The sequence below is a fragment of the Pseudoduganella plicata genome, assembly GCF_004421005.1.
Lineage (GTDB): Bacteria > Pseudomonadota > Gammaproteobacteria > Burkholderiales > Burkholderiaceae_D > Rugamonas > Rugamonas plicata.
The window spans coordinates 5,377,250-5,401,882 of the sequence record NZ_CP038026.1 but is presented as its reverse complement, the minus strand read 5'-3'; the positions used below and the strand labels follow the sequence as shown (position 1 = coordinate 5,401,882).

The 24,633-nt window shown below is 65.6% G+C and carries 24 protein-coding genes; 11 read left to right on the top strand and 13 right to left on the bottom strand.

The window, feature by feature from the left end:
- Positions 1-6 precede the first annotated feature (6 nt).
- Together E1742_RS23800 and E1742_RS23795 are read left to right on the top strand one after the other, a co-directional pair.
- The gene (locus tag E1742_RS23800) at positions 7-774 is read left to right on the top strand and encodes a sensor histidine kinase (protein ID WP_134387545.1); all 768 of its coding nucleotides are present in this window, start codon (positions 7-9) and stop codon (positions 772-774) included.
- An 87-nt stretch (positions 775-861) separates the two neighbouring features.
- Entirely contained in the window at positions 862-1,053 is a 192-nt protein-coding gene (locus tag E1742_RS23795) for a hypothetical protein (protein ID WP_134387544.1), read from the top strand.
- 57 nt (positions 1,054-1,110) lie between these two features.
- On the opposite strand, the gene E1742_RS23790 is transcribed toward E1742_RS23795, so the two are convergent.
- The 3 genes from E1742_RS23790 to E1742_RS23780 all read right to left on the bottom strand — a co-directional run bounded on the left by E1742_RS23790 (position 1,111) and on the right by E1742_RS23780 (position 3,949).
- On the bottom strand, positions 1,111-2,199 hold the full coding sequence (locus E1742_RS23790) for a porin (protein ID WP_229466277.1): 1,089 nt from the start codon (positions 2,197-2,199) through the stop codon (positions 1,111-1,113).
- Positions 2,200-2,366: 167 nt separating this feature from the next.
- Positions 2,367-3,008, bottom strand: a complete 642-nt coding sequence (locus E1742_RS23785; protein WP_134387543.1) for a class I SAM-dependent methyltransferase — start codon at positions 3,006-3,008, stop codon at positions 2,367-2,369.
- Positions 3,008-3,949 (bottom strand): CysB family HTH-type transcriptional regulator, encoded by a 942-nt coding sequence (locus E1742_RS23780; RefSeq protein WP_134387542.1) that lies wholly within the window; start codon positions 3,947-3,949, stop codon positions 3,008-3,010. Before E1742_RS23780 ends, E1742_RS23785 begins: the two co-directional genes overlap by 1 nt.
- 160 nt (positions 3,950-4,109) lie before the next feature.
- On the opposite strand from E1742_RS23780, the gene E1742_RS23775 reads away from it, so the two are divergent.
- From E1742_RS23775 to E1742_RS23745, 7 genes are all read left to right on the top strand, one after another.
- Positions 4,110-5,801, top strand: coding sequence for a nitrite/sulfite reductase (locus tag E1742_RS23775; protein WP_134387541.1), 1,692 nt, complete (start codon positions 4,110-4,112; stop codon positions 5,799-5,801).
- The gene (locus tag E1742_RS23770) at positions 5,794-6,345 is read left to right on the top strand and encodes a DUF934 domain-containing protein (protein ID WP_134387540.1); all 552 of its coding nucleotides are present in this window, start codon (positions 5,794-5,796) and stop codon (positions 6,343-6,345) included. Before E1742_RS23775 ends, E1742_RS23770 begins: the two co-directional genes overlap by 8 nt.
- Positions 6,346-6,355: 10 nt before the next feature.
- On the top strand, positions 6,356-7,072 hold the full coding sequence (locus E1742_RS23765; protein ID WP_134387539.1) for a phosphoadenylyl-sulfate reductase: 717 nt from the start codon (positions 6,356-6,358) through the stop codon (positions 7,070-7,072).
- A gap of 37 nt (positions 7,073-7,109) precedes the next feature.
- Positions 7,110-8,051, top strand: a complete 942-nt coding sequence (gene cysD / locus E1742_RS23760) for a sulfate adenylyltransferase subunit CysD (RefSeq protein WP_134387538.1) — start codon at positions 7,110-7,112, stop codon at positions 8,049-8,051.
- Positions 8,051-9,361 (top strand): sulfate adenylyltransferase subunit 1, encoded by a 1,311-nt coding sequence (locus E1742_RS23755; RefSeq protein ID WP_134387537.1) that lies wholly within the window; start codon positions 8,051-8,053, stop codon positions 9,359-9,361. Before cysD ends, E1742_RS23755 begins: the two co-directional genes overlap by 1 nt.
- Positions 9,362-9,378: 17 nt before the next feature.
- Positions 9,379-10,098 carry a uroporphyrinogen-III C-methyltransferase gene (gene cobA, locus E1742_RS23750; protein ID WP_134387536.1) on the top strand — a complete coding sequence of 240 codons (720 nt, stop codon included), beginning with the start codon at positions 9,379-9,381 and terminating at the stop codon, positions 10,096-10,098.
- 120 nt (positions 10,099-10,218) lie between these two features.
- Positions 10,219-10,704 carry a DUF6328 family protein gene (locus E1742_RS23745; protein WP_134387535.1) on the top strand — a complete coding sequence of 162 codons (486 nt, stop codon included), beginning with the start codon at positions 10,219-10,221 and terminating at the stop codon, positions 10,702-10,704.
- A gap of 61 nt (positions 10,705-10,765) precedes the next feature.
- Here the strand turns inward: E1742_RS23745 and E1742_RS23740 are convergent, their stop codons facing one another.
- The gene (locus tag E1742_RS23740; protein ID WP_134387534.1) at positions 10,766-11,959 is read right to left on the bottom strand and encodes a YsnF/AvaK domain-containing protein; all 1,194 of its coding nucleotides are present in this window, start codon (positions 11,957-11,959) and stop codon (positions 10,766-10,768) included.
- Entirely contained in the window at positions 11,956-12,444 is a 489-nt protein-coding gene (locus tag E1742_RS23735; RefSeq protein ID WP_134387533.1) for a YsnF/AvaK domain-containing protein, read from the bottom strand. The genes E1742_RS23740 and E1742_RS23735 overlap by 4 nt, the downstream gene beginning before the upstream one ends.
- A 138-nt stretch (positions 12,445-12,582) precedes the next feature.
- On the opposite strand from E1742_RS23735, the gene E1742_RS23730 reads away from it, so the two are divergent.
- Positions 12,583-13,329, top strand: coding sequence for a hypothetical protein (locus E1742_RS23730; RefSeq protein ID WP_134387532.1), 747 nt, complete (start codon positions 12,583-12,585; stop codon positions 13,327-13,329).
- Positions 13,330-13,405: 76 nt separating this feature from the next.
- Here E1742_RS23730 and E1742_RS23725 read toward each other — a convergent pair whose 3' ends face one another.
- From E1742_RS23725 to lptF, 4 genes are read right to left on the bottom strand one after another with little or no spacing between them, the layout of a single operon-like run.
- Positions 13,406-14,197, bottom strand: coding sequence for a carbon-nitrogen hydrolase family protein (locus E1742_RS23725; RefSeq protein ID WP_134387531.1), 792 nt, complete (start codon positions 14,195-14,197; stop codon positions 13,406-13,408).
- The gene (locus E1742_RS23720; RefSeq protein WP_134387530.1) at positions 14,197-14,577 is read right to left on the bottom strand and encodes a sirohydrochlorin chelatase; all 381 of its coding nucleotides are present in this window, start codon (positions 14,575-14,577) and stop codon (positions 14,197-14,199) included. The genes E1742_RS23725 and E1742_RS23720 overlap by 1 nt, the downstream gene beginning before the upstream one ends.
- Positions 14,578-14,584: 7 nt before the next feature.
- A complete protein-coding gene (gene lptG, locus E1742_RS23715) occupies positions 14,585-15,748 on the bottom strand; it encodes an LPS export ABC transporter permease LptG (protein WP_134387529.1) in 1,164 nt (387 codons plus the stop codon).
- Entirely contained in the window at positions 15,745-16,863 is a 1,119-nt protein-coding gene (gene lptF / locus E1742_RS23710; RefSeq protein ID WP_134387528.1) for an LPS export ABC transporter permease LptF, read from the bottom strand. Before lptF ends, lptG begins: the two co-directional genes overlap by 4 nt.
- Positions 16,864-17,000: 137 nt before the next feature.
- Here lptF and E1742_RS23705 point away from each other — a divergent pair, with 137 nt between their 5' ends.
- On the top strand, positions 17,001-18,494 hold the full coding sequence (locus E1742_RS23705; protein WP_134387527.1) for a leucyl aminopeptidase: 1,494 nt from the start codon (positions 17,001-17,003) through the stop codon (positions 18,492-18,494).
- Between the two features lie 67 nt (positions 18,495-18,561).
- Here the strand turns inward: E1742_RS23705 and E1742_RS23700 are convergent, their stop codons facing one another.
- From E1742_RS23700 to E1742_RS23685, 4 genes are all read right to left on the bottom strand, one after another.
- Entirely contained in the window at positions 18,562-19,965 is a 1,404-nt protein-coding gene (locus E1742_RS23700; protein WP_134387526.1) for a DUF3999 family protein, read from the bottom strand.
- Complete coding sequence (locus E1742_RS23695; protein WP_229466276.1) at positions 19,962-23,294, bottom strand: DUF2339 domain-containing protein; 3,333 nt, start codon at positions 23,292-23,294, stop codon at positions 19,962-19,964. The genes E1742_RS23700 and E1742_RS23695 overlap by 4 nt, the downstream gene beginning before the upstream one ends.
- Before the next feature lie 19 nt (positions 23,295-23,313).
- The gene (locus E1742_RS26465; RefSeq protein ID WP_189568719.1) at positions 23,314-23,892 is read right to left on the bottom strand and encodes a hypothetical protein; all 579 of its coding nucleotides are present in this window, start codon (positions 23,890-23,892) and stop codon (positions 23,314-23,316) included.
- Positions 23,893-23,999: 107 nt separating this feature from the next.
- A complete protein-coding gene (locus E1742_RS23685; protein WP_134387525.1) occupies positions 24,000-24,371 on the bottom strand; it encodes a phiTE_015 family protein in 372 nt (123 codons plus the stop codon).
- Positions 24,372-24,633: the final 262 nt, after the last annotated feature.

Below are 24,633 nucleotides of genomic sequence, written 5' to 3'. Positions count from 1 at the left end.
GACCCCATGCGACCATCGTCACTTCTGCTGGGAGCGGCTGTGCTGCTGGCGCTCCGGCTGGCCGTGCGCCTGACGCCGTGCCGGCGCACGCCAGCCGAAGAGCGCGAAGCGGACGCACGGGCCCGCCTGGCGGGCCGCCGTGCCACCGACTATGCGCTGGAAAACATCCGAGAGGAAGAACGCACCCATATCGCGCGCGAGCTGCATGACGACCTGGGCCAGCTGCTGGCCACGCTGCGCGTCGACATGACCCTGCTGCGGCAACAGCCCGTGGCGAACGAAGCCACGCGTGAGCTGCTAACGGGAATGGACGAACGGCTGATGTCGGCCATCACCTCGCTGCGCCGCATCGCCGGCAACCTGCGCCCGCGCGCGCTGGACGAAGGCGGGCTGTACTTCGCGCTGCAGTCGCTGCGCCACGATTTCGAACAGCACCACGGCGTCGCCTGCGTGCTCGACGCGCGCGAATGCGAACTGGTACTGAACGACCGCTACAGCACGGCCATCTTCCGCATCGTGCAGGAATCGCTCACCAATATCGCCCGGCACGCCAACGCGCGCAAGGTGCGCATCGCGCTGCGCCGCGGCAGTGGCCTGCTGCACGTGACGATCGAGGACGATGGCCGCGGCATTGCCCGGTCGGACATGGAGAAACCGCAGTCGTTCGGGCTGCTGGGAATGCGCGAGCGCGTCTGGGCCATCCGCGGCGACATTACCATCACGGGCAATGCGCGGGGCACGCGCATTGCCATCCACCTCCCCTTGCCGGAGTGAACCATGAGTGTCGATCCGTTGCCGAACCCCGCCGAACGCCGACAAAGAAGACTTGCGGGAGGCGGAGGGCCGCCCTATGATGAAGTCATGCAGAAGCGCGTGGAAAAGCTCGAGGAGGATGTCGCCACGATCAAGGCCGACCTGGCCGTGATCAAGGCCACGCACGCCACCAGGGCGGATATCGCTGAGACGAAAGCATCGATCATCATGTGGGTCGTCAGCGCCGTCTTCGTCGCGCAACTGCTGCCTGCCGTCCTGAAGATATATCTGCCGCATTGAAAACAAAAAAGCCGCCGGCTCGGCGCCGGCGGCTTGGTCTCTTTCGGAGAGCGTTGCTTAGAACGTGTGACGCAGGCCCAGGTTGAAGGCCGCGTCGCCGCTGCCCACCTCGTTGTTGTTGCCCACCGTGTAGCCGGCACCGTTCTTGTTCTTGATCTTGGCGTAGGCCGTGTAAGCGCTGGTGCGCTTCGACAGTGCGTACGAGTAGCCGACTGCCCACTGGTGCGCATCCTGGTTGAAGCGGGTCTTGTCGTTCTTGTTCATGTACGAAGCCATGACCGTGCCGTTGCCCAGCGGTGCCGTCAGGCCGATCAGCGCGTCGTTGCTGTCCGTCGAGGCGGTCGGCGCCACTTTCAGGCCGTAGGCGTTGGCGACCGGGATCGGGGCGCTGTTCGGACCCTTGTCCCACTCGTAGGCGGCGAACAGTTTGACGACCTTGAAGTCGTAGTTGGCGGCCAGCAGCGTGTTCTTGCCGTCGTCACGGTTCACGGCGGCGGCGGTGCCGGTAGCGGCCGTGTCGTTGTTGCGGTTGCTGTGCACCAGGCGCACGTTCAGGCCGTTGCCCGTGTAGGCCAGGCCCACGGAGAACAGGCGGCCGGCCGTGTTGTCGCCCGCCTGCTCGCCCAGCGCGTACAGGCCGTCCACGGTGAAGCCGGAGAAGCTCGGCGTCTGGTAGACGATGGCGTTGCTGACGCGGGTGTTGACGCCGCCGGCCGGGAACAGGTTCTTGATGCTGCCGGCGTAGCCGGCGCCGAACGGGTCGGCCACCTGGCTCATGGCGTTGTACAGCGGGTTGTACTGGCGGCCGACCGTCAGCGTACCCAGCGTCTTGCTTTTCAGGCCGACGAACGCCTGGCGGTTGAACAGCGTGTTGGTGCTGTCCAGGGTGCCGTCATCGATCTTGTAGCCCGACTCCAGCGTGAAGATGGCCGACAGGTCGCCGCCAAGGTCCTCGACACCGCGGAAACCGATGCGCGACTGGCTGCCGATGCCACTGGTCACCTTCGTCACGTCGCCACCAGCGCCGCCCGTTTCGCGGACGATACCGGCATCGACGATACCGTAGATCGTGACATTCGATTGAGCGTGGGCGGTAACTGCTGCGAAGCTGCCGGCGAGAATTGCGGCCAGAGTAAGTTTTTTCACTTGATGTTCTCTTATTGAAGTTTCAGGTTGAGGCACCGACAACACGTCAAATCCGCGTGCCGGACGCCGTGGATCTACCGCGGCGTATGTTGCCTTCCAAATGCTTCAACAATATGACATCGACAATTTGTTGCTGCGACACAACGAACCGTAGTGCTTCGATATGCTTACTTCAGGCGTCCGGTCAGCAGCCAATAGTGGTCGTTGCGACGCACGCGGATCTCGCGCACGGCGCCGGCGAATTTCTTGCGCAGGTAGCTGTCAGTCGGGAAATTCTCCATGACTTCGAAGCGCTCGCTGCCCACCTGGCGCAGCTGGAACGTGTTCCCTTCCAGGTCCGTGCGCGCCGTCACCGTGGTGCTGCCTTCCACATAGCAGTTGTCCACCAGGACCAGCAGCACGTCCTTGCCCAGCTGCGCGCGCAGGTGCGCCAGGTATTTTTCCGCCTGCTCGCGGCGCACGTGCGACCACCAGCCAGCGGCAAACACGGCCGTGTACTGGCCGACGGCTGCCGGCAGGTCGAACGCATCGCCCTGAGCGTACGTCGCGTTGTCCGGGGTTTCCTCGCGGGCCAGCGCCAGCAGCGTCTCGTTGATGTCGATGGCGTGCACCGAGTCGGCCGATGCGGCGATGCGCCGCGTCCAGTACCCCGTGCCGCACGCCAGCTCCAGCACGGTGTGGCCGTCCAGCAGGTCGGCAACGCGCTCGGCAATCGCTTCCAGGTCGTCCTGGCGCTCCGGCTCGTTGTAGGCGTTTTCCAGTTCGGCCGCGGTGTTGGTGTAGTAAGTATTCAGGTCTTGGTTGATCATTACAGCTCGTAGTTCTCGTGTTCGCCCCGCATCGCCTGCTCGATCAGCTTGCGGTTCAGTGTCGGGGCCAATAATTCGATAAAGGTATATATATAGGAGCGCAGATATGCGCCCTGCTTGACGGCCACGCGCGACACATTCATGCCGAACAGGTGGCCCACGGAGATTGCCCGCAGATTGCGGTCGCGCTCCGCGTCGAACGCCATGCCGGCAATGATGCCGATGCCCATGCCCAGCTCCACGTACGTCTTGATGACGTCCGCGTCGATGGCTTCCAGCAGCACATCCGGCTTCAGGCCGCGCAGAGAGAATGCATGGTCGATCTTGCTGCGCCCGGCAAAGGCGCTGTCATAGGTGATGACGGGGAACGCGGCGATCTCTTCCAGCGTTACCGACTTCGACTTGAGCAGCGGATGATCCGGCGTGACGACCACGACGTGCTCCCACTGGTAGCACGGCAGCGTGACGAGGTTGTCGACGCCGGCGATCGATTCCGTGGCGATCGCCAGGTCGGCCTGGTCGCGCTGCACCATTTCCGCGATCTGGCGCGGATTGCCTTGCAATAAAGACAACCGAACCTTCGGGAACTTCACCATGAACGCCTGGACGACCTTCGGCAGCGTATAGCGGGCCTGGGTGTGCGTGGTGGCGATCGTGAAGCTGCCGCTGTCCTGGGCGGCGTATTCCTTGCCGATGCGTTTCAGGCTGTCGATCTCCTGCATGATCAGCTCGACGGACTCCAGCACAAGGCGGCCCGGCTCCGTCAGGCCACGGATGCGCTTGCCATGGCGGGTAAAGATATCCACACCCAGCTCTTCCTCCAGCTCGATGATCGCCTTGGACACGCCCGGTTGCGACGTGAACAGCGCCTTGGCGGCATCGGTCAGGTTGTAGTTCTGGCGTACGGCTTCCCGTACGAAGCGGAGTTGGTGAAGGTTCATTGGCGTCCCGGCTGGTAAGCCGTTATTTTACGCGCAAGCTTATGCTCCATACGCATATAAGCAAATAAAGACTAAGTCGTTTGGAATAAAGCGTGAGTTTATTACCATGGGCGTACTTTGGGGAAGCTTTCATGCCCTGCGAGCCATCAACAGGATCGACATGTACCAATACGACCAATATGACCATCTCATCGTGCGCGAACGCATCGCGCAGTACCGCGACCAGGTACAGCGCCGCCTCGGTGGTGAGCTGACGGAAGAGGAATTCCTGCCGCTACGCCTGCAGAACGGCCTGTACATGCAGCGCCATGCCTACATGCTGCGCATCGCCGTGCCCTATGGCCTGCTGGCCTCGAAACAGATGCGCATGTTCGCGCACATCGCGCGCAGGTACGACCGTGGCTACGGCCACTTCACGACGCGCCAGAACATCCAGTTCAACTGGATCGAGCTGGAACAGACGCCGGACATCCTCGCCGAACTGGCCTCTGTCGAGATGCATGCGATCCAGACGTCGGGCAACTGCATCCGTAACGTCACCGCCGACGAATTCGCCGGCGTGGCGGCCGACGAAATCGTCGATCCCCGTCCATATGCCGAAGTGCTGCGTCAGTGGTCGACCTTCCACCCGGAGTTCATCGCCCTGCCCCGCAAGTTCAAGGTCGCGATCAACGGCGCCCTGGAGGACCGCGCAGCGATCGCCGTGCACGACATCGGCCTGACGGCGGTGCGCAACGAGGCCGGCGAGATCGGCTTCAAGGTCATGGTCGGCGGCGGCATGGGCCGCACGCCGATCCTGGGCAGCGTGATCCGCGAGTTCCTGCCGCGCGAACATCTGCTGACGTACACGGAAGCGATCATGCGCGTGTATAACCAGTACGGCCGCCGCGACAACAAGTACAAGGCGCGCATCAAGATCCTCGTGAAAGCCATCGGCATCGAGGAATTCGCGCGCCAGGTCGAAGAGGAATGGGCCGACCTGAAAGGCAATGCCGAGACGCTGACCCTGGAAGAGATGGAGCGCATCATCGCCTACTTCCAGCCGCATTCGTATGCGACGCTGCCGGCCATCGATCCGCTGGCGGAACACGCCGACAACAAGGCCTTCGCCAACTGGCTGAAGCGCAATGTCAAGCCGCACAAGGTGCCCGGCTACGCGGCCGTCGTGCTGTCGCTGAAGAAAACCGGCGTGCCGCCGGGCGACGCCACGGCCGAACAGATGGACTTCATGGCCGACCTGGCCGACCGCTACAGCTTCGGCGAACTGCGCGTCACGCACGAACAGAACATCGTGCTGGCGGACGTGGAACAGCGCCAGCTGTTCAAGCTGTGGCAGGAAGCCAAGGCACACGGCCTGGCCACGCCGAACATCGGCCTGCTGACCGACATGATCTGCTGCCCGGGCGGCGACTTCTGCTCGCTGGCCAACGCAAAATCGATTCCGATCGCCGCCGCCATCGCGGAGCGCTTCGACCACCTCGACTTCCTGCACGATATCGGGGAGATCGAACTGAACATGAGCGGCTGCATCAACGCCTGCGGCCACCACCACGTGGGCCATATCGGGATCCTGGGCGTCGACAAGGACGGCAGCGAATGGTATCAGGTGTCGATCGGCGGCGCGCAGGGCAACCACTCCGCCATCGGCAAGATCATCGGCCCGTCGTTCTCGGCGCAGCAGATGCCGGAAGTGATCGGCCGCCTGCTGCAGGTGTATGTGCGCGAACGCCTGGAACACGAACGCTTCATCGACACGGCGCAGCGCCTCGGCATCGCCCCATTCAAGGAACATGTTTATGCCACGCCGATCGCCACTGCCGGCCGCCTGGTAGGAGAAGACGAATATGCCTGATCAACGCATCATCAAGGGCCGCGAGATCGTGGCCGACGACTGGACCCTGCTGCGCCTCGCCGAAGGCGTCGACGCCGCGACGGTCGACGTCCCGCCTGGCAAGGTCATCGTGCCCCTGAAAACCTGGCAGGCGCAAAAAGGTACGCTGGCGGCCCGTGCCGACATCGGCGTCTGGCTCGCGCCGGACGAGCGCCCCGAAGAACTGAAGGGCGAGCTGGACAGGTTTGGCGTCATCGCCATCGACTTCCCGAAGTTCACGGATGGCCGCGGCTACTCGCTGGCCTACAACCTGCGCATGCGCCTCGGCTACACGGGCGAACTGCGCGCCATCGGCGACGTGCTGCGCGACCAGCTGTTCCAGATGAAGCGCTGCGGCTTCGATGCCTATGCCACGCGCCCGGACCGCAGCATCGAGGATGCGCTGAAAGGCCTGACCGTGTTTTCGGAAACGTACCAGGCATCCGTCGACGAGCACCGTCCGCTGTTCCGCCGTGCCGCCCGTAACACGCCCGCCGAACACAAAGACGTTGGCGCGGGCATCTGAGGACAACGCCATGAGCAACCTGGATACGCTGGTCGCCGACACGCTGCAAACGCTCGAACGCATCGCGGCCGAATACTCGCCGGCCGTCTTTGCCTCCAGCCTGGCGGCCGAGGACATGGTACTGACGGACCTGATCCTGAAGAACCGCCTGGGTATCGGCATCTTCTCGCTGGAGACGGGCCGGCTGCACAAGGAAACGCTGGCCATGCTGGACAAGGTCAAGGAACGCTATGGCTACGACATCGCGCTGTTCCGCCCGCAGCAGGAAGCGGTGGATGGCTACGTAACGCAGCATGGCCTGAACGCCTTCTACGACAGCGTGGAGATGCGCCGCGAATGCTGCCGCATCCGCAAGGTCGAACCGCTGGGGCGCGCCCTGGCTGGCAACAAGGCCTGGATCACGGGCCAGCGCCGCGCGCAAGCGGCCACCCGTTCCAGCCTCGCGGTGCACGAGGACGACCCGGCCCACCTGATGGACAAGTTCAATCCGCTGGCCGACTGGTCGGAACAGGATGTGTGGGATTACCTGCGCATCCACGACGTGCCGGTCAACGCGCTGCATGCGCAAGGCTTCCCGTCGATCGGCTGCGAGCCCTGCACCCGCGCGATCGAGCCTGGCGAGGACGTGCGCGCCGGCCGCTGGTGGTGGGAGAATCCCGAGTCGAAGGAATGCGGGCTGCACGTCGTTGACGGCAAACTCATACGCATCAAATCCGTGGCCGCTTAGCGTGCCGGATAAGCGGATCACATCGAAGAAAGACACTATGAACGCACCTGACATTACCGCCGACGGCATCCTGGGCGAACTCAACGCGCGCCACCTGGACGCACTGGAATCGGAAGCCATCCACATCCTGCGCGAAGTCGCGGCCGAATGCAGCAACCCTGCCCTGCTGTTCTCGGGCGGGAAGGACTCGGTCGTCCTGCTGCGCCTGGCCGAGAAGGCTTTCCGCCCCGGCAAATTCCCGTTTCCGCTGGTGCACATCGATACGGGCCACAACTTCGCCGAAGTCATCGAGTTCCGCGACCGCCGCGTGGCTGAACTGGGTGAGCGCCTGATCGTCGGTTTGGTCGAAGAGTCGATCAGGAAAGGCACCGTGCGCCTGCGTAATCCGCAAACGGATTCGCGCAATGCCGCCCAGGCCGTGACGCTGCTGGAGACGATCGCCGAACACGGCTTCGACGCCTGCATCGGCGGCGCCCGCCGCGACGAGGAAAAGGCCCGCGCCAAGGAGCGCATCTTCTCGTTCCGCGACGAATTCGGCCAGTGGGATCCGAAGGCGCAGCGCCCCGAACTGTGGGACCTGTATAACACCCGCGTCCACCCGGGCGAGAACATGCGCGTGTTCCCGATCTCGAACTGGACGGAGCTGGACGTGTGGCAGTACATCGCCCGCGAACAACTGGCGCTGCCGTCGATTTACTTCGCGCACGAACGCCAAGTCATTGCGCGCAACGGCCTGCTGGTGCCCCTGACGGACCTGACGCCGCCGCGCGAAGGCGAAGCGGTGGAGACGCAGGTGGTGCGCTTCCGCACCGTTGGCGACATCTCGTGCACGTGCCCCGTGTCGTCCGACGCGGCGGACGTGGCGGCGATCATCGCAGAGACGGCCGTCACGCAGATCACTGAACGGGGCGCCACGCGGATGGACGACCAGACCTCCGAAGCCTCGATGGAAAAACGCAAGAAAGCGGGATACTTCTGATGAACGCCATGAACGAAAACCTGTCGCAGCGCTCCCTGCTGCGCTTCATCACCGCAGGCTCCGTCGACGACGGCAAGAGCACCCTGATCGGCCGCCTGCTGTTCGACAGCAAGGGCATCTTCGCCGACCAGCTGGCGGCTGTCTCGCGCGCCAAGCACAAACGCACCGTGGGCGACACGATCGACCTGTCGCTGCTGACGGACGGCCTGGAAGCGGAACGCGAACAGGGCATCACCATCGACGTGGCCTACCGCTACTTCGCCACGCCGAAGCGCAAGTTCATCATCGCCGACACGCCGGGCCACGAGCAGTACACCCGCAACATGGTGACGGGGGCTTCGACGGCCGATGCGGTCATCATCCTGATCGACGTGTCGAAGGTGAAGCTGCACGACGACGGCAGCGTGGACTTGCTGATCCAGACCAAGCGGCACTCGACCATCGCGCACCTGCTGCAGATCGAGCACGTCGTGGTTGCCGTCAACAAGATGGACCTGGTGAACTACGACCGCACCGTGTACGAACGCATCGTCAAGGCCTATCAGGCATTCGCGCAGACGCTGGGGCTGAAGGACATCACCGCCATTCCGCTGTCGGCCCTGTCCGGCGACAACGTCGTCGAGCGCGGCACGAACCTGGACTGGTACGAAGGCCCGACCCTGATCGAGCTGCTCGAATCGCTGTCCGTCTACGACGAGGCGCACAGCGCGCCGCTGCGCTTCCCGGTGCAGCTGGTGGCCCGTCACAACGGCCACGAAGCCAACGACTTCCGCGGCTACATGGGCCGCATCGAATCGGGCAGCGTGTCCGTCGGCGACGAACTGGTCGTGCAGCCTTCGGGCCACAAGGCCACCGTCAAGGACATCGTCACGTTCGACGGCAGCCTGGCGACGGCCAGCGCCGGCCAGTCGGTCACCATCGTGCTGAACGAATACGTGGACGTTTCGCGCGGCGATGTCCTGTCGTCCGCCGCCCAGCCGGCCACGCTGCTGAAACAGGTCACGGCCGATGTCTGCTGGCTGTCCGAGGAACCGCTGGACCTGCGCCGCAAATACTGGATCAAGCACGGTACGAAGCAGACGGCGGCAAAGATCGCCAAAATCGACTCGATCCTTGACATCAATACGCAGCAACGGCACGATGCGGATGCGTTGAAGCTGAACGACGTGGCGCGGATCGCGCTGACCGTGCAGCAGCCGCTGGCAGCGGATGCCTATACCGACATCCGCGCCACCGGCGCCTTCATCCTGATCGATGAAGTCACGCACCAGACGGTGGCCGCGGGGATGATCCGGCTGGCCGACGCATAACCCAGCCCGGAGAGTCGATGGCAGCAGTCGGAAAAGTCTATCTTGTGGGTGCCGGTCCCGGCGCCCGCGACCTGATCACCCTGCGCGGCGCCCGCATCCTGGGCGAAGCGGACGTGGTGCTCTACGACGCTCTCGTGACGGAAGAAATGCTGGACCTGTGCCACCAGGCTGTCCTGATCTCCGTCGGCAAGCGGGCCGGCCAGCGCTCGGCCGACCAGAATGCCATCAATGCCCAGCTGATCGAATGCGCGCGGCAGTACGGGCGCGTAGTTCGGTTGAAAGGCGGCGACCCGATGCTGTTCGGCCGCGCCGACGAGGAACTGTCGGCGCTGGAAGCACACGGCATCGACGTCGAAATCGTGCCCGGCATTACGACGGCCGTCGCCGCGGCAGCCGCCACCCGGCAGCCCCTGACCAAGCGCGGCGTCGCCCGCAGCGTGGCCTTCTTCACCTCCAGCACGGCGCCGGCCCACCCGGACGAGCCGGCAATTCCCTCCACCGACACGCTGGTGCAGTACATGGGCGGGCGCGAAGCCATCGCCACCGCGCAGCGCCTCCTCGACGCGGGCCGCCGGCCCGAGACGCCCGTGGTCGTCATCGAAAACGTCAGCCGCCCCGACCAGCACATCAGCCGGATCACGCTGGCCACGCTGGCGCACGGTCTGGACGCCCGCCATGGGCCCGTCCTCGTGATGCTGGGCGAAGCGATGGCGGTCCGGCCCAACCAGCCACTGTAAAGCCTGCACCGGCCAGCTGTGCTCATCCGCACATGCTGCCCGGCAGCGCTCCTCGTATAATCGGGCTATACCAATAGCGGCAGGGGCTTGAACCCCGTCGGAAGATACGAAAGAGCGCCCATGAAAGCCGATCCTGAATCACAGCAGGAGGTCACCGATCGTCCCGACATGCCGGACGACGGCGACTTTTCCGATATGCTCAGCGAGATGCGCATCCTGCTGCCCGGCGCGCAGATGCTGTCCGCCTTTCTCATTGTGCTGCCGTTCAATGGCGGCTTCCGCCAGATCGTCCAGTCGGAAAAATACGTATTCCTGGCCACCTTCTTCTTTGCCCTGTCCAGCCTGATCCTGCTGAGCGCCCCGGCCGTACAGCACCGCATCATGCGGCCGTTGAAGAACCGCGAGCGTTTCAAGTGCTTTGCCACGCGGCAGATCGTCGCGGGCGCGTTCGCGCTCGGCATCGCACTGGTGCTGGGGACCAACCTGGTGATTTCGGAGGTGTTCGGTCACAACGTCGGGCTGATTGCCGCCGGCGTGATGGGGACGATCGTCGTGGTGACGTGGTGGCTGCTGCCGTTCTGGATCAGGCAGAAGAAGCGGATCTGAACGGGGTTGAACCCCCGGGACAGGCGCCCTGAGGGCACCCGTCCGACCGCCTCCCTTACGCTCAGGAGGTCATGCGTTCCCAGCCGTGACGCACGGCGTCCTTGAACTTGTCCCATGCGGACGTGGGGTTATGGCTCTCCCAGTTGCTGCGCAACGTCGTTTCCGAATCCTCCCACGAACGGCCGCGGTAGGAGTCCGAGCCGCGCATCGAGGCGCCGTAGCGATAGGCCGGTGCGTACTCGTCGAACGTGCCGCCCATGCTGGCGAAGTTCGTGCTCCAGTGGCCGCGATAGTAGTCGTCATCCACGCCGTTGTCGCCCATGCCACCCAGCTGTTGCACGTCCACCTCCGTGCTGCGCAGCGTGTCGGCGATCTGGTCGGTGCGCTGCGACACTTCCTTGCCGACGACGACTTCCTCCACGACGCGGGCGGTCTTCTGCACGACGGCTTCCTCGGCGTTTTCGCGCAGCTCGAAAGACGTCTCCTGGAAAGCGCCCACCTGCGATGGATCGATCTGGCGATCCACCGGACGGCGTTCCACGTTGACGTGCTCCTCGCGCAGGCTGACGCTTTCCTGCACCGGCGTTTCGACCAGGCGCTGGTAGATGCGCACGCCGCCCCGCTGGACCATGCGCTTGCCCACTTTCAGCTCTTCCTGCATTACCGGGATCACCTGGGACTCGGCCTCGGCGCGTTGCATCGAGCCCGTGTCCGACAGGCCCTGTTGCGAGCCGCCTTGCAGCAGCGCACCGCCATCGCTTTGCAGGCGGTCGTTCTGCAGGCCGGAGCTCTGCAGGGTGTCGCTCTGCAGGCTGGCGCCCTGGGAAGCGCCCATCTGGCTCGTGCCGCGCATCGATTCCGCACCCGTCCAGCCGCTGGCCTGCCACTGCGTCTTGTACTCGTCGATATCGGTCGGACCGAAGCCTTCCACGATATCGGCGGCGCGTTCCACCTCGTCCTGCGTGGCGGTCTGCACCGTCAGCACGACATTGCCGCGGTTGATGGCCTCGCCGTAGACGACGCGTTCGTCGTCGTCGCCGAACAGGTTGCTGAAGAAGTGTTTGATGCTGTCGCCGATGGATCCGTCGTGGGATGTGCTTGCGCTGGTGCCCGTGGCGGCGGAGGTGCTCATCGTGGACGATGCCTGCGCGGCGACCTGCACCGAGTCCGCATCGATGCCGGCGCTGATCAGTGCGTTCCGCGCGTTATCCGCGTCCGCACGGTTGTCGAATACGGCTGCTAAGGTATGGCTCATGATCGTTGCTCCTCTTCGTGTGATGGATGACGACCGCCCGCGGCGCCGTCGTCGAACGCTTCAACGCGTACGTCTTCGACCCGCAACGGGACGGTCTCCCTGTGCTCGTGCTGCTTGCGTACTCTGGTGATATGGAGCTCTTCCCGGATCCGGTAGCGCTTTTCCACCACCAGGATTTCTTCAAGTACCGGAACGACAAGAACGTCGCCCTCGTAACGGGATGGCGGCGCTTCCGCCACCACCCGGTCGACGGGGACACGCTGGACGTCCACCGTTTCGTGCCACAGCACTTCCCGGATCTCCTCGGGCTGCTCCGTGACAGTTTTGCTCACGCGTACGCCGCGGCCCGTATCGACGACACGGGTCGTTACTTGCGCCTCTTCGCGCGTGACGGGCACGGCAATGCCGGCCGCGGAGTCGGCGATCACAGCAGGTGTCGCCGGGTCGGCCACGCCCGCCGTCCCGGGTTCCAGGTCTTTATTCATAAGACAACAGTCTAGGGCGACCCGCGCGGGAGGGGCGCCAGCTTGCCTCAACGCTACAATTTGAATTCGACGAGGCTGGTCCGGTGGCGGAGCGGCTTGTAGAATACGCCCTTTGCACGACGCATCAATCGAGGGATCATGGGACAAGCACACGACATACTGGAACGGGCCCGCAAGGCAAGGCTGGAAAACAGGTACGAAGACGCGCTGCGCGACCACCTGTGGTTCCACGAGAACGCACTGGCGGTGGAGCCCGGCATGGCGGGCGTGCGGCTGTCGTTCGCACTGCGCGACTGGATCTACCTGGCCGAGCAGTTCCCGCTGGCACGGCGTGCGCTGCAGGGCCTGCGCGACCGTGACACGGCGCGGCTGCTGAACGGCGCGGAGTCGCGCGAACTGTTCCGCGACATCGGCGCCATCAACGGTGCGCTGGGCGAGGAACGCGCCACGCATGAACTGTTCGTGCAGATGGATATCCAGATGCCGGCGCTGGCGCAGCAGTGCGCCGACCTGGCGCTGCCGGCGCTTGTCGCGGCCGAGGATTTCGCCCTGGCGCGGCGCTACCTGCCGGAGCCGCTGGCCCGCGTGCAGACGCTGGCGGCACACCTGAACGCCTATACGGAACAACTGGCAAAAAGCGGCAGCACGTCTTCCGCGCCGGCGCTGCTGGCGACGGTGCTGAACTATGCGAAGGAAGTACGGATGGTCGCTCTGGTGCTGGCACGCCAGGACGAGGAAGACGCCGCCCAGCAGGTCATGACGGCGGCGCTGGACGAGCTGCAATCGCCCGCACTGCGCGACGCCGTGCAGCGCGAGTTCGATACACCGGGTGCAACGATTGCCGCGATGGTGGCGCATGCGCGTGGGGAGCAGGCCGGGCAGTAATTTCTGGGGACTGCGCCTGCGGACTTGCGCCGGCGGTCGCAGCCCGACGCTGCACGTCGGGAACGGCCTCCCCCTGTCAGGTCCGGGAGGTTCCGATGGCGGCGTCAGTCCCCAGTACCGTCGCGTCCCATTCGCCGCGGCTCCGCCGCGCCAGCAGCAGGCATTCACCACCACCCGGCGCGGCCGCGACGAGCGTTCCGGCCTCGTCCCACAAGGCGCTGCGTCCCGCACACTGCCAGCCGCCGCTCGGACCACCGTAGTTGGCCACCAGCACCGGCAGCGCATGCGTTGCCGCATGCGCCTGCAACAGCGCCGCATCGGCGGTGTAACCGGCTTCCGATACCAGCACGCTGGCCGCATACAGCTGCGCGCCAGCCTGCGCGGCCGCCGCCGCATGGCTGGCGTGGCCGATCTCGGCACAAACCGCCAGCGCCACGTGCGCTCCTTCGACCGTCAGCGCAGCGCCGCCCCGCCCGCACGCGAATGCCGCTTCCTCGCCGCCATGCAGGTGCTGCTTGGTGTAGACCTGCGTGCCGCCGTCCGGCAGGAAGGTCAGCGCGGCAATCAGGGGCAACCCATCGCCATGACGCAACGGCGCGCCGGCGACGATGAAGATCCCTTCGCAGCGGGCGGCGTCGCGCAGTGGATCGAGCCGGACATCGTCCGGCGCCAGCGCCAGCTCGCGCGCCAGCTCGGGTTCATAGCCGGTCAGGGAAAGTTCGGGGAACACGATCATGCGGGCGCCATGCCGGGCTGCGATGGCGGCCAGCACGACGTGGCGTGCCACATTGGCGGCGATATCGCCTTTCAGGACGACGGTCTGCGCGGCAGCGAAGGGAGGCAGATCGGGCCGCAAATGCGGCGCCATCACGCGGCGCCCGTCAGGGCCCCGACGCAATAGTCGCCGATCGCCTGCAGCACCGCGGGATTTTCGCCCGCTGCCTCGGCCACATGGATCGACAGCCCCGGATGGGCGGCGCGCAACTCGTCGACCATCAGCGGCAGGTCGCGCAGGACGTGGCCGCCCTGCCCCAGGAACACGGGCACGATCGTCAGCTGCGTCACGCCTTGCGCCACCAGCGCGGCAGCCCGTTCCGGCAGCCGCGGCTCCATCAGCTCCAGGAAGGCCAGCGACACGTCGACGTCCGGCGTGCGCGCGGCCACCAGGTCGCGCAGCCGCTCGAACGGCGCGGCCCAGCTGGCGGCGCGGGCGCCGTGGGCAAACAGAATCAGTGCTCTTGTGCTCATATGGTCCCTAATGTCGTTCGACCCAGTACAGCGTCCCCAACGCAAGCAGCAGGAAGATCACGCTTGGCATGATGGCGGTCACGAACGCGGGCAGCGACGACAGCAAACCCAGATGCGAGAACAGCGTATTAATCAGCAGGAATCCCACGCCGATCATGATGCCGATGAAGATCTTCAGGCTGACGCCGCCGCTGCGCGTATGCAGGTAGGCGAACGGCAGCGCCAGCGCCATCAGCACGAAAATCGCCAGCGGGTCGACCAGCTTCTTCCAGAACGCGATCTTGAAGCGTTCCGTCTGCTGGCGGTTCTCCTGCAGGTGGCGCGTGTAGACGGCCAGCTCGTTGGCCGACATCCGCTCCGGGTCCGACGCGGACACCGACAGGATCTTCGGCGTGATCTCGGAAACCAGGTCCTTGGTCGGGTAGCGCTGCGTGGCGACGACACCCGTCTCCTGCGCGAAGTTGTTCTGGGCGGTCGCCTCGCCTTTGAGCAGCGCCGGATTGCTGAAGTGGTTTTCCATGACGTCGTATAGCCGCCAGATGTTCTCGCCCTGGTACGTGCCCGTCTTCGCCACCGTCAGCGTGCGCAGGCGGAAGCTGTTGTCGAATTCATAGAGCTTGACGCCGACCAGCGTGCCATCCGGCCGCACTTCGCGCACATTGAAGAAGCGCGAGCCCAGCACCGTGCCGCGCAGTCCCTCGCTCTTGACGATGTCCTTGGTCCACAACCCCGAGCGGAACTCGGCCGACACCGTCGTGCCGCGCCCCGTCAGATGCAGGCGCTCCGCGATCAGCGCCGTGCGCGGCGCGATCAGTTCGCCGAAGACGAAGGTGACGATGACCAGCACGATGCCGATCTTGAACAGCATCCAGCCCGCCGTGCGGGTGGACATGCCGGCCGCACGCATGATGGTGAACTCGGACGTGGACGCGAACTGCGCCATCGTGTAGATCGTGCCGATCAGCGCTGCCACGGGCATGACCTCGTACACGTGCTGCGGCACCATGACGATCACGTACAGGAACGCATCCGTGATCTCATAACCGTTCTTGCCCACGCCGGGCAGCTCGCTCGTCAGGTCCATGAACCCCAGGAGACCCAGGAACGCCAGCAGCACGAAGGCCACAGCCTGGAAGATCGAGACGGCAAAATAACGCTGCAGGACACTCATCGTGCGCCCCCCTTGCGGCGCAGGCCGGCCAGCAGCGCGCGCGGATGCCAGCGGTGGTTCACGTGCAGGCGCCATGCGAACATGGCCAGCACCGTGATGGCCGCAAGCAGGTGCAGCGGCCACCAGGCCATGTCGAAGCTGAACTTGCCCTTGCGGACACTCGCTTCCAGCATCTTGACGGTGTTGTTATAGGTGAAGAAGATCAGCAACGCGATGATCAGGTTCGTCGAACTGCCCGCGCGCGGATTGACGAAGCCCATCGGGATCGCCAGCAGCATCAGGATCAGGCACGTGATGGGCAGCGAGATGCGCCACAGCAGCTCGCCGCGCGCGCTGTTGGTGGGCAGCGCCATCAGCTCCAGCGTGGGGATGGCGTTCACCTCCCGCTTCGGATCGAGGTCCTGCACCTGTTGCGCCACGCGCATGCTGTAGCTGTCGAATTCCATGGTCTGGAAGTCCGCCTGGCCGGGCGTGCCCTGGTAGCGGCGCCCGTTCTTCAGCACCAGGTAGCGGTAGCCGTTCGGCGCCGTCTCGATGACGCCTTCCTTGGCCACCACGACGGACGTGCCGCGCTCGTCGACCTGGTTGACGAACACGTTCTGCACGGAGGCCGTCTGGCCCGCGTTACCCTCGACGAAGAAGATGCGGTTGGTCGACGACGACTCCTTGAACTGGCCGGGCGAGACCTTCTGCAGGTCCTCGCGCTTGGCGAAGCGCTCCACGTATTCGGCGCTCATCTGCTTCGACCACGGCGTGGCGTAGAACGCCAGCACGCCCGTCAGCACGATGATGGGCAAGCCGAAACTGAGCACGGGCCAGATCCATTTCGTCAGGCTCTGGCCGGAGGCGAACCACACCACCATTTCGGAGTCGCGGTAGCTGCGCGTGACGGCCATCAGCACGGAAATAAAACTGGTGAGTATCAGCACGGTTGGCAGATAATTCAGGGCCGCGAAACCGATCAGCGCGAGCACGTCGGAGGATGCCACCTTGCCGCCCGCGGCCTTGCCCAGGATGGAAATCAGGGTCCACGTGACGATGATGGTAAACAGCACCGTGAAGGTAGCCCCTGCGGAGCTGGCCAGCTCGCGCCTGAGGGCACGTTGAAAAATCATTCGAAGTTTATAATTCGGTTAGCAGTGAATTGAAGTTGCAGCAGAAGTTACAACAGAAGTTACAACGAATACCGCGCGGGCCGCGTTCAAGAGACGCGCTCCACGCCAGCCCCCAAGGCATACCTACGGAGAACCAAATGGACTTTAGCATAAAAGCATTCGACACAAAGAACACCATCACGTCGGCCAAGACCGGCTGTGTCGCAGTGGCTGTTTTCGAAAACAAGAAGCTCTCGCAAGCGGCCCAGTCCCTGGACGCCAGCGGCGAAATCACGGCCGCGCTGAAGACCGGCGACATCTCGGGCAAGCCCGGTTCGACGCTGATGCTGCGCGGCGTAACCGGCGTCGCGGCGGAGCGTGTCCTGCTGGTGGGCCTGGGCAGCGTTGAAGGCGTAACGGAAAAAAGCTTCACGGGCGCCGTGCAGGCTGCGGTCAAGGTATTCGCCACCCTCGGCGCGACGGATGCCATTATCGCACTACCGATGACGGAAGTGAAAGAGCGCGACGTCAACTGGGCCATCCGCACGGTGGTGCAGGTCGCCCGTGACAGCGTCTACCGCAGCGACGCGCAGAAGTCGAAGAAGGACCCGGTGCCGACGGGCGTGCGCAAGCTGGCCCTGGCCGTGCCGAACAACGCAGGCACGAAGCTCGCCCTGGCACAGGCCATCGCGATTGCCAACGGCATGCAGCTGACGAAGGATCTGGGCAACCTGTCGCCGAACATCTGCACGCCGACCTACCTGGCCGAAACGGCGAAGAAGCTGGGCAAGGATTACAAGTTCAACGTCGAGGTGCTGGAGCGCAAGCAGCTCGAAGCGCTGAAGATGGGCAGCTTCCTGTCCGTCACGAACGGCAGCGAGCAGCCGCCGAAGTTCATCGTCATCAAGCACATGGGCGGCAAGCCGAAGGATGCGCCGGTCGTCCTGGTCGGCAAGGGCATCACGTTCGACACGGGCGGCATCTCGATCAAGCCGGGCCCCGGCATGGACGAAATGAAGTACGACATGTGCGGCGCCGGCTCCGTGCTGGGCACCTTCCGCGCCATCGGCGAACTGGGCCTGAAGCTGAACGTCATCGGCATCGTGGCCGCCTGCGAGAACATGCCGTCCGGCCGCGCCACCAAGCCGGGCGACATCGTCACGTCGATGAACGGCCTGACCATCGAAATCCTGAACACGGATGCCGAGGGCCGCCTGATCCTGTGCGACGCGCTGACCTACGCCGAGCGCTTCAACCCGGCCGTCGTCGTCGACGTCGCCACGCTGACGGGCGCCTGCGTCGTCGCCCTGGGCCACCACAACAGTGGCATCTTCACGCGTGACGACGACCAGCACAACGCGCTGGCCGACGAGATCACGAGCGCCGGCAAGCAGTCGGGCGACACCGTATGGCGCCTGCCGATCGGCGAGCAGTACAACGAGCAGCTGAAATCGAACTTTGCCGACCTGGCCAACATCGGCACCCCGGGCGGCGCGTCGTGCACGGCGGCCGCGTTCCTGGAAAACTTCACCCGCAAGTATCCATGGGTCCACGTGGACATCGCCGGCACGGCCTGGAGATCGGGCGGCAACAAGGGCGCCACCGGCCGTCCGGTGCCGATGCTGACCAGCTTCCTGATCAACCGCACGTAAGCGTCGGCCGGTCACAAACAAAAAAGCCGTCCGGTTTGCGCCGGACGGCTTTTTTTGCGACCGCTTTCTATTGCGACGACGTTTTCATCTGCCTGTACAGCTGCCAGGCCATCGCCCCCAGCACGCCCAGCCCGGCCAGCAGTGCCGCCCACAGCGCGGCCTTGCGGTAGCGCGACGATGCGGCCGCCTCCTCCGCGCTGCTTGCTTGTGCGCCCGCGGCTGCCGGCGTGGCCTGCTCCGGCCCGGCCGTCACCAGCTCGGCCTTGCTCACTTCCGCGGGCGACAGGCCGGGCGCGACCTGGGCGATATCGCGGCTGGCCGCCTGCGCCTTGTCGCGGCCGTAAGCCAGCGTGTAGGGGCCGTGGCCATTGGCCAGGAAGACCAGCGTGGCCGGGGCCCAGCCCAGCCTCAGTTCCGGCTTGCTGTCCGTGGGCGCCAGCGGGCGGATCACCCAGTGCGGCTGATGCGTCGGCTCGATGGACAGGTCGCCCGAGCGGCGCTCGCGTCCGCCCTGTTCGATGCGGTAGAAGGTCGCCTGCAGCGACGGGCTGAATTGCCACGTCGTGCCCCGGCGGCCTTTCACTGCCGGCAGCTCCGTATAACGCCCCAGCTCCACAGGCAGGCTGACGTTGCGCTCGCCGATCTGCAGACCGATACGCTGGACGGGAATCGCGACGGACGATAGGTACATCCACTCGCCGGGATTCCTGCCCGGGCGCGCCGGCAGCACGAGCGTTTCCAGCGGCGCGACCTGTCCTGTATAGCGCACCGCTTCGGCTGTGACGCCGGCGAACTGGAGCGGCCGGCCTTCCAGCCAGCGGATACGGGCATAGCGGAATGCGCGCGGTTCGAATTCGACGCGGTCGGCGGCCAGTGCCGCGCCGTCGCCGCTGACCATCCAGCTGACGTGGCTCTGCGCTATTTCGCGCCATGTCTTCAGGTCGTCGCTCGTTTCCACGCTGACCAGCGCGTCGTAGCGCGGCGTGCCGGCGGGCAGCGTGAAGCGCAGCATGTCGAACGTGCCCTGCGCCGCCGGGTCCGCGCGCATGTCCAGCACCAGTGCCGACAGCGCAGCATCCTGGCGTGGCGCTGCGTGTGTGCCGACCGAGACGAGCGCGCCGTCGGCCGTGCGGCGGATGTCGATGGCGGTGGCGCCGCCCGCGGCCGGTTCGCCGAACACCGGGAACACGCGCACCGGCACCGTCTGCCGGCTGGCCTGCGACTCTTCGGCCGGTGCGCGCAGCGCGAACGGCAGCACGGTGCCGCGGCTGTCGAACACGCGCAGGTCGTCCAGCTGTGCGGAACGGGAATGCAGGTAGACGCTGGCCGGCAGCCGGTACTGCACCACGGCCTCGCGGCCGCTGGTGGACAGCGCCTGGCGGTAGGCGTAATCGGCCGCGCTGTCGGCGTGCGCCCACAGCGGCGCACCGGCCGCCAGCGCCAGCCCTGCCGGAACGAGGTATTTCATCATGCTGCTTCTCCGTCTTGCGTAGTGTCGGGTGCCGGCTTCTCCGTCGGGAACGGCGCCAGGTAACCGATGGCCAGCATCAGCAGGCCGACGCCGAGGAACGAGACAATGCGCTCCATGCTGCCGCTGCCGTCCAGGTCCACCAGGAACAGCTTGGCAACCACCAGTGCCAGGATGGCCGCGCCAGCCAGCCAGGAAGGGCGATGCACCCGGCGCACGGCAAAGCGCATCAGGATGAGCGCGGACGTGGCCCAGACCAGCGACAGCATCGCCTCGACGATGCGCGAGGCGAACAACGCCTGCGCCTCGTATGGCAGCGCCAGCACGTGCGACGCGGTGCGCAGCAGCATCAGGTTCAGCCAGCCGAAAGCGGCCGCGCCGCCAATCCAGCGCATGCGTACTTGCCACTGCCCCGCCAGTCCGGCGGCGCGCACCTGCGCCGCCACCAGCGCCGCAACGAAGGCGGTCGACAGGTCGACAGGGTTGAGCACGGGCACGTACGGCAATGGCGCCATCGTCCCGTCCTGCGTCAGGTTCCACAGGAAGACGTTGAGCAGGCACCAGGCCGTCCCCACCGGCAGCACCACGCGGCCATACCACGCGCCAAGCGGCGCGACGGGCCAGCGTCCGGTCCCCACGGCACGCAGCAGCCAGGCGATCGCGCCCATCTGCAGCCACAATGGCAGGCACAGGCCCCACAGGCCGGCAGCCTCCCAGCCTGCGGCGGCCAGCAGGTCGCGGTATTGTTCGGGACCGGCCAGCCAGCGTACCACCAGCCCATAGCCGGCCGGCCAGATCGCCAGCCACGGTCCGGCAGTGCGCAGCAGGTGCACGCCCTGCAGCGCCGCGCCGTGCAGCTTCCAGCCATTGCGGCGCCAGCCCGACAGCAGGAACTCGCCCACGGCCAGCAGGATGGCGAGGACGCCCCATGCCACCGGACCGAGCGTGCCACCGCCATACAGCACCACCAGCGCATCGGCCATCGTCATGCCCAGCCACAGCCAGCATGCGGCCGACAGCCAGCGCAGCTGCGGCCATGCCAGGCGCTGCGCGGCCCAATGCGCCAGCAGCGACGAGCCGGCGACACAGCAGGCATACGCCGGCCAGCGCCATGGCAGCCATGCGTAGGCGCCAACGCCGGAGATGTCGGCCAGCGCAGCGGCAGCAATGGTGAGCACGCCGCCGAACCACCATACCGCGCCCCAGCCCAGCATCAAGGTGGACCATCGGCGCCCGGCAACGTCGTCACCGCGCAGGCGCCAGGAACTGAACAGCGCACTGAAGGCGATCAACAGGATGGCGACGATGGGCTGGTCGGCCCAGCCGCCGATATCGGGCTGCAAGCGCCAGATCTCGAGCAGTTGCGCCAGCACGGCAAAGGCGGCCAGCAGCTGAATCAGGACGCCCACGCCGCGCGTGCCCGCGAGCCGCAGACGCGGACCGACCCTCACGACGGCGGCGCAGACCAGCAGCGCGGAGAAGGCCAGCAGCGCGCAGCGCAGCGTGCCGTCGCTGCGCAGGCCGATTTCGGACCAGGCGCCCACCAGCAGCGTCGCCGCCGTCAGCCACCACAGTCCCGCGCCAATCTGCTGGCTGGCCTGCGCCGTCGGGTTGTCGTGGTGGCGCTGGAATTGCCAGGCCATTGCGCCGGCGCTGGCCGCGAGGATCAGGAATCCCAGCCACACCCACGCGCCCACTGCCTGTTCCGGCGTCAGGCGCAATGTACTGACGAGGAACGCAAGCCATGCGCCGGCCTGCAACGCCAGTCCGAACATCCACGTCGAGCGACGCTTCATCTGCAGCCCGGCCCAGACGATCGCCGCGCCTTCGGCCGCCCACGCTGCGGACGTGGCGCGGCCGTCCAGCGCCATCGGTATCGCGATGGTGCCGAACAGGACGCCCATGGTCAGGAATGAAGTGACGAGCTGGCGGAAATGTTCGCCGCGGCGGCGCCACAGATACACGGCCAGCGCCGTGTAGTACAGGCCTGCCCCCAGCGCCGCGAAGGCGATACCGAAGGGGATGTCGCGCACCAGCGCGAACTGCAGCCCGGCGCCAACGACGGGAGTGCCCAGCACCAGGGTTGCGTCGACATACGGCTGCTTGCCGGCCTGCGAGGCGAACGCCAGCGAGATACCGGTATAGAACAGCACGAACAGCAGCAGGAACAGCTGCACGGACAGGTAATCGGCTGGCGTGTACGAGCGCACGGCCCAGAGGAAGCCGATGCCGAAGGTGAGGACGAAACCGGCCAGGTTGAGCGAGCGCCAGGTGCGCTTCATGGCGATGGCGAAGATGCCGGCGTTGAGCAGCGCGTAGTACGAGAACAGGCCGATATGGCTGCCGCCGCCTGTCGACGTCGCGATCGGCGCCGCGAACCCCGTCAGGATGCCGAACAGCGCCAGCCAGACGGCATTCTGCATGACGGCCAGCAGGCACGTAAACACCGTCAGCGCGAACAGTATTGCAAAAGCCGCGCCGCCCGGAATCAGGTCGTACAGGTGGAAGCTGCCGAAGGTGAGCAGCTCCAGGATGCCGATGGCGGCGCCCTGCACCGGCAGGCCGATGGAGCGCCGCGTGGTACGGATGCGCCAGCCCCAGCGCAGCAGGAAGACGTCGGCCAGCGCCACCGCGGCGATGCGCAGTTCGATCGGCACGACAATGCGGGTGGCGACATACTTGAGCAGGAAGCTCACACCGATCAGCAAGATGACGAGACCCAGCTTGGCGACGAGGTTGCCCGTGAACAGCCAGCGCCGGGCGGCATCGACCCAGGCAGGTGCCGCGATGGGCTTGCGCGGCGGGTACGGTGCGGACGGCGTGCGGGCGGCAGCGAGTTCCCACGGCTCTGGCGGGACCACCTTGTCGGCGCCGACAGGTTTCGCCGGCGCGGCAGCGCCTTCGGACCCTTCGGCAGATGCCGGAGGCGTGACTTGCGGCGGTGCGGGCGGCGGCTCGACCTTGACGGCAGCGGTAACCGCAGGCTTCGCCGCGGCGGCCAGACGCTCGCGCAATGGCTCCACAGGCGCGGTTGGCGTTATGACAGGAGAGGCAGCAGCAGTCGGAACGGCGGCAGCAGAGGCTGCAGCCGATGGCGCATACGACGGCTTGGCGACGGCGGGCTCGGGTCTGGCAGCGGGCGCCTCCGCGCCGGGCGGTACCGCAGGCCGCCTGGCCAGCTCGGTGATCTGCTCGCGCAGCTCATTGATTGCACGCTGCAATTGCGCGTTCTGGTGAGCCAGACGGGCCACTCGCATGCTCGCACGTAACGACAGCCACAACGGGGCCATGACCAGCGCGACAGCGGCCAGTCCCCAAAAAAAGAATTCCATGCGCCCCTTCTATGGCGTGTCAGTAAATGACCCCGCCACCGGTAGGCGCTGGCGGAGTGGTTGGCGCCTCGGGCGTGTTGCGCTGCCCAGGCTGCTGTCCCCGCCGCAGGACCACCGTCAACGTCTGCGGGTAATCGAACCCCGCCCCCGTCTGCCGGTCGATCAGCTGTCCCGCGCCGGCCGTGAGCAGGATATTGCCCCAGCGGGATGCGTTCTGTTTCGGCCCGATCTGGTCATAGGCCCAGATATCGTCCTTGCGGCAGTCGACCGTCAAGGGCTGCGTGCTCTTGCGGATCTGGACCCTGCCGGGCGAGGTGACGAACCAGCGGCCCGCGTCGTTCGACAGCACGCAGCCGATCCCGGCCACCTGCTGGTGGTCGAGCACGGTCATCACCATCACGTATTGTTCCGACGTTTCCGTCATCGTGGCGCAGCCTGCCAGCGCCACCGTGCCGAACACAGCGGTCGCAAGGCGGGCCAGGCGGCGGCCGTCAGCGCGACCGCAGCTGCGAAACCACGACCGGCCTGCCCGCAACCCGCCTGCCTCGGCAGCAACCGTCGCGGCAACTGTCGCGGGCAGCCGTGGGCTGCGCGCCAAGCGCCGGGGTCCTGCACCGGGTACTACGGATCGGGCGAGCACCACCCACCTGCCTATGCGCGAGGCAATGCCGGCAGTGGGCTCGGGCCGGAAAAGCATGCGGCGGATCAGTCGCCGCTGTCGGACTTCTGCTTCTGCTTCAGTCCTTGGATCACGTTCATGATGTCTTCCATGGCCGTGGTTCCGTTCAGGCCGGAGAACGCGTCGATGACTTCGTTCAACACCTGGGTACGCACCGCCGCCTCATCGGCGCCCATCGCGGGTGCGCGCTGCACGCCGTTGCGGGCGCTGGCGGCTTTCTCACCGGCCTCCTTCGCGGCTGCCTTGCGGGCGGCCGGAGTCTTGCCGTGTTCCAGCGCCGCCTGCCAGATCAGCCAGCGGCGCTGCGTTTCATACACCAGATACTCTTCTGGTTTATCTTCGCGGCGGCGCACAATGTGCCCGTCCCGCTGTGCCCATGCTTCGAATGCAGATCGCATTTTCTTCCTTTACAAATGCTTTGCACGTTAATCCGACTATTTCCTTATCGTACCACTTATTTACGCAAGACAACATATCTTTGCGGCATTATTTTTGCTCGACAGTTGTTTGAATAGAGGCGGCCGGAAATCGTTCGATGCCGAACAGCGTTAGTATATGGCGCTTTCGGTCGAACGTTAATCGAATCTTGGTACTATTTTGATAACTCCGAGACATTATCGGCAATTATTTTCGGGGATGTCGCATTTTGCAACAGAGATT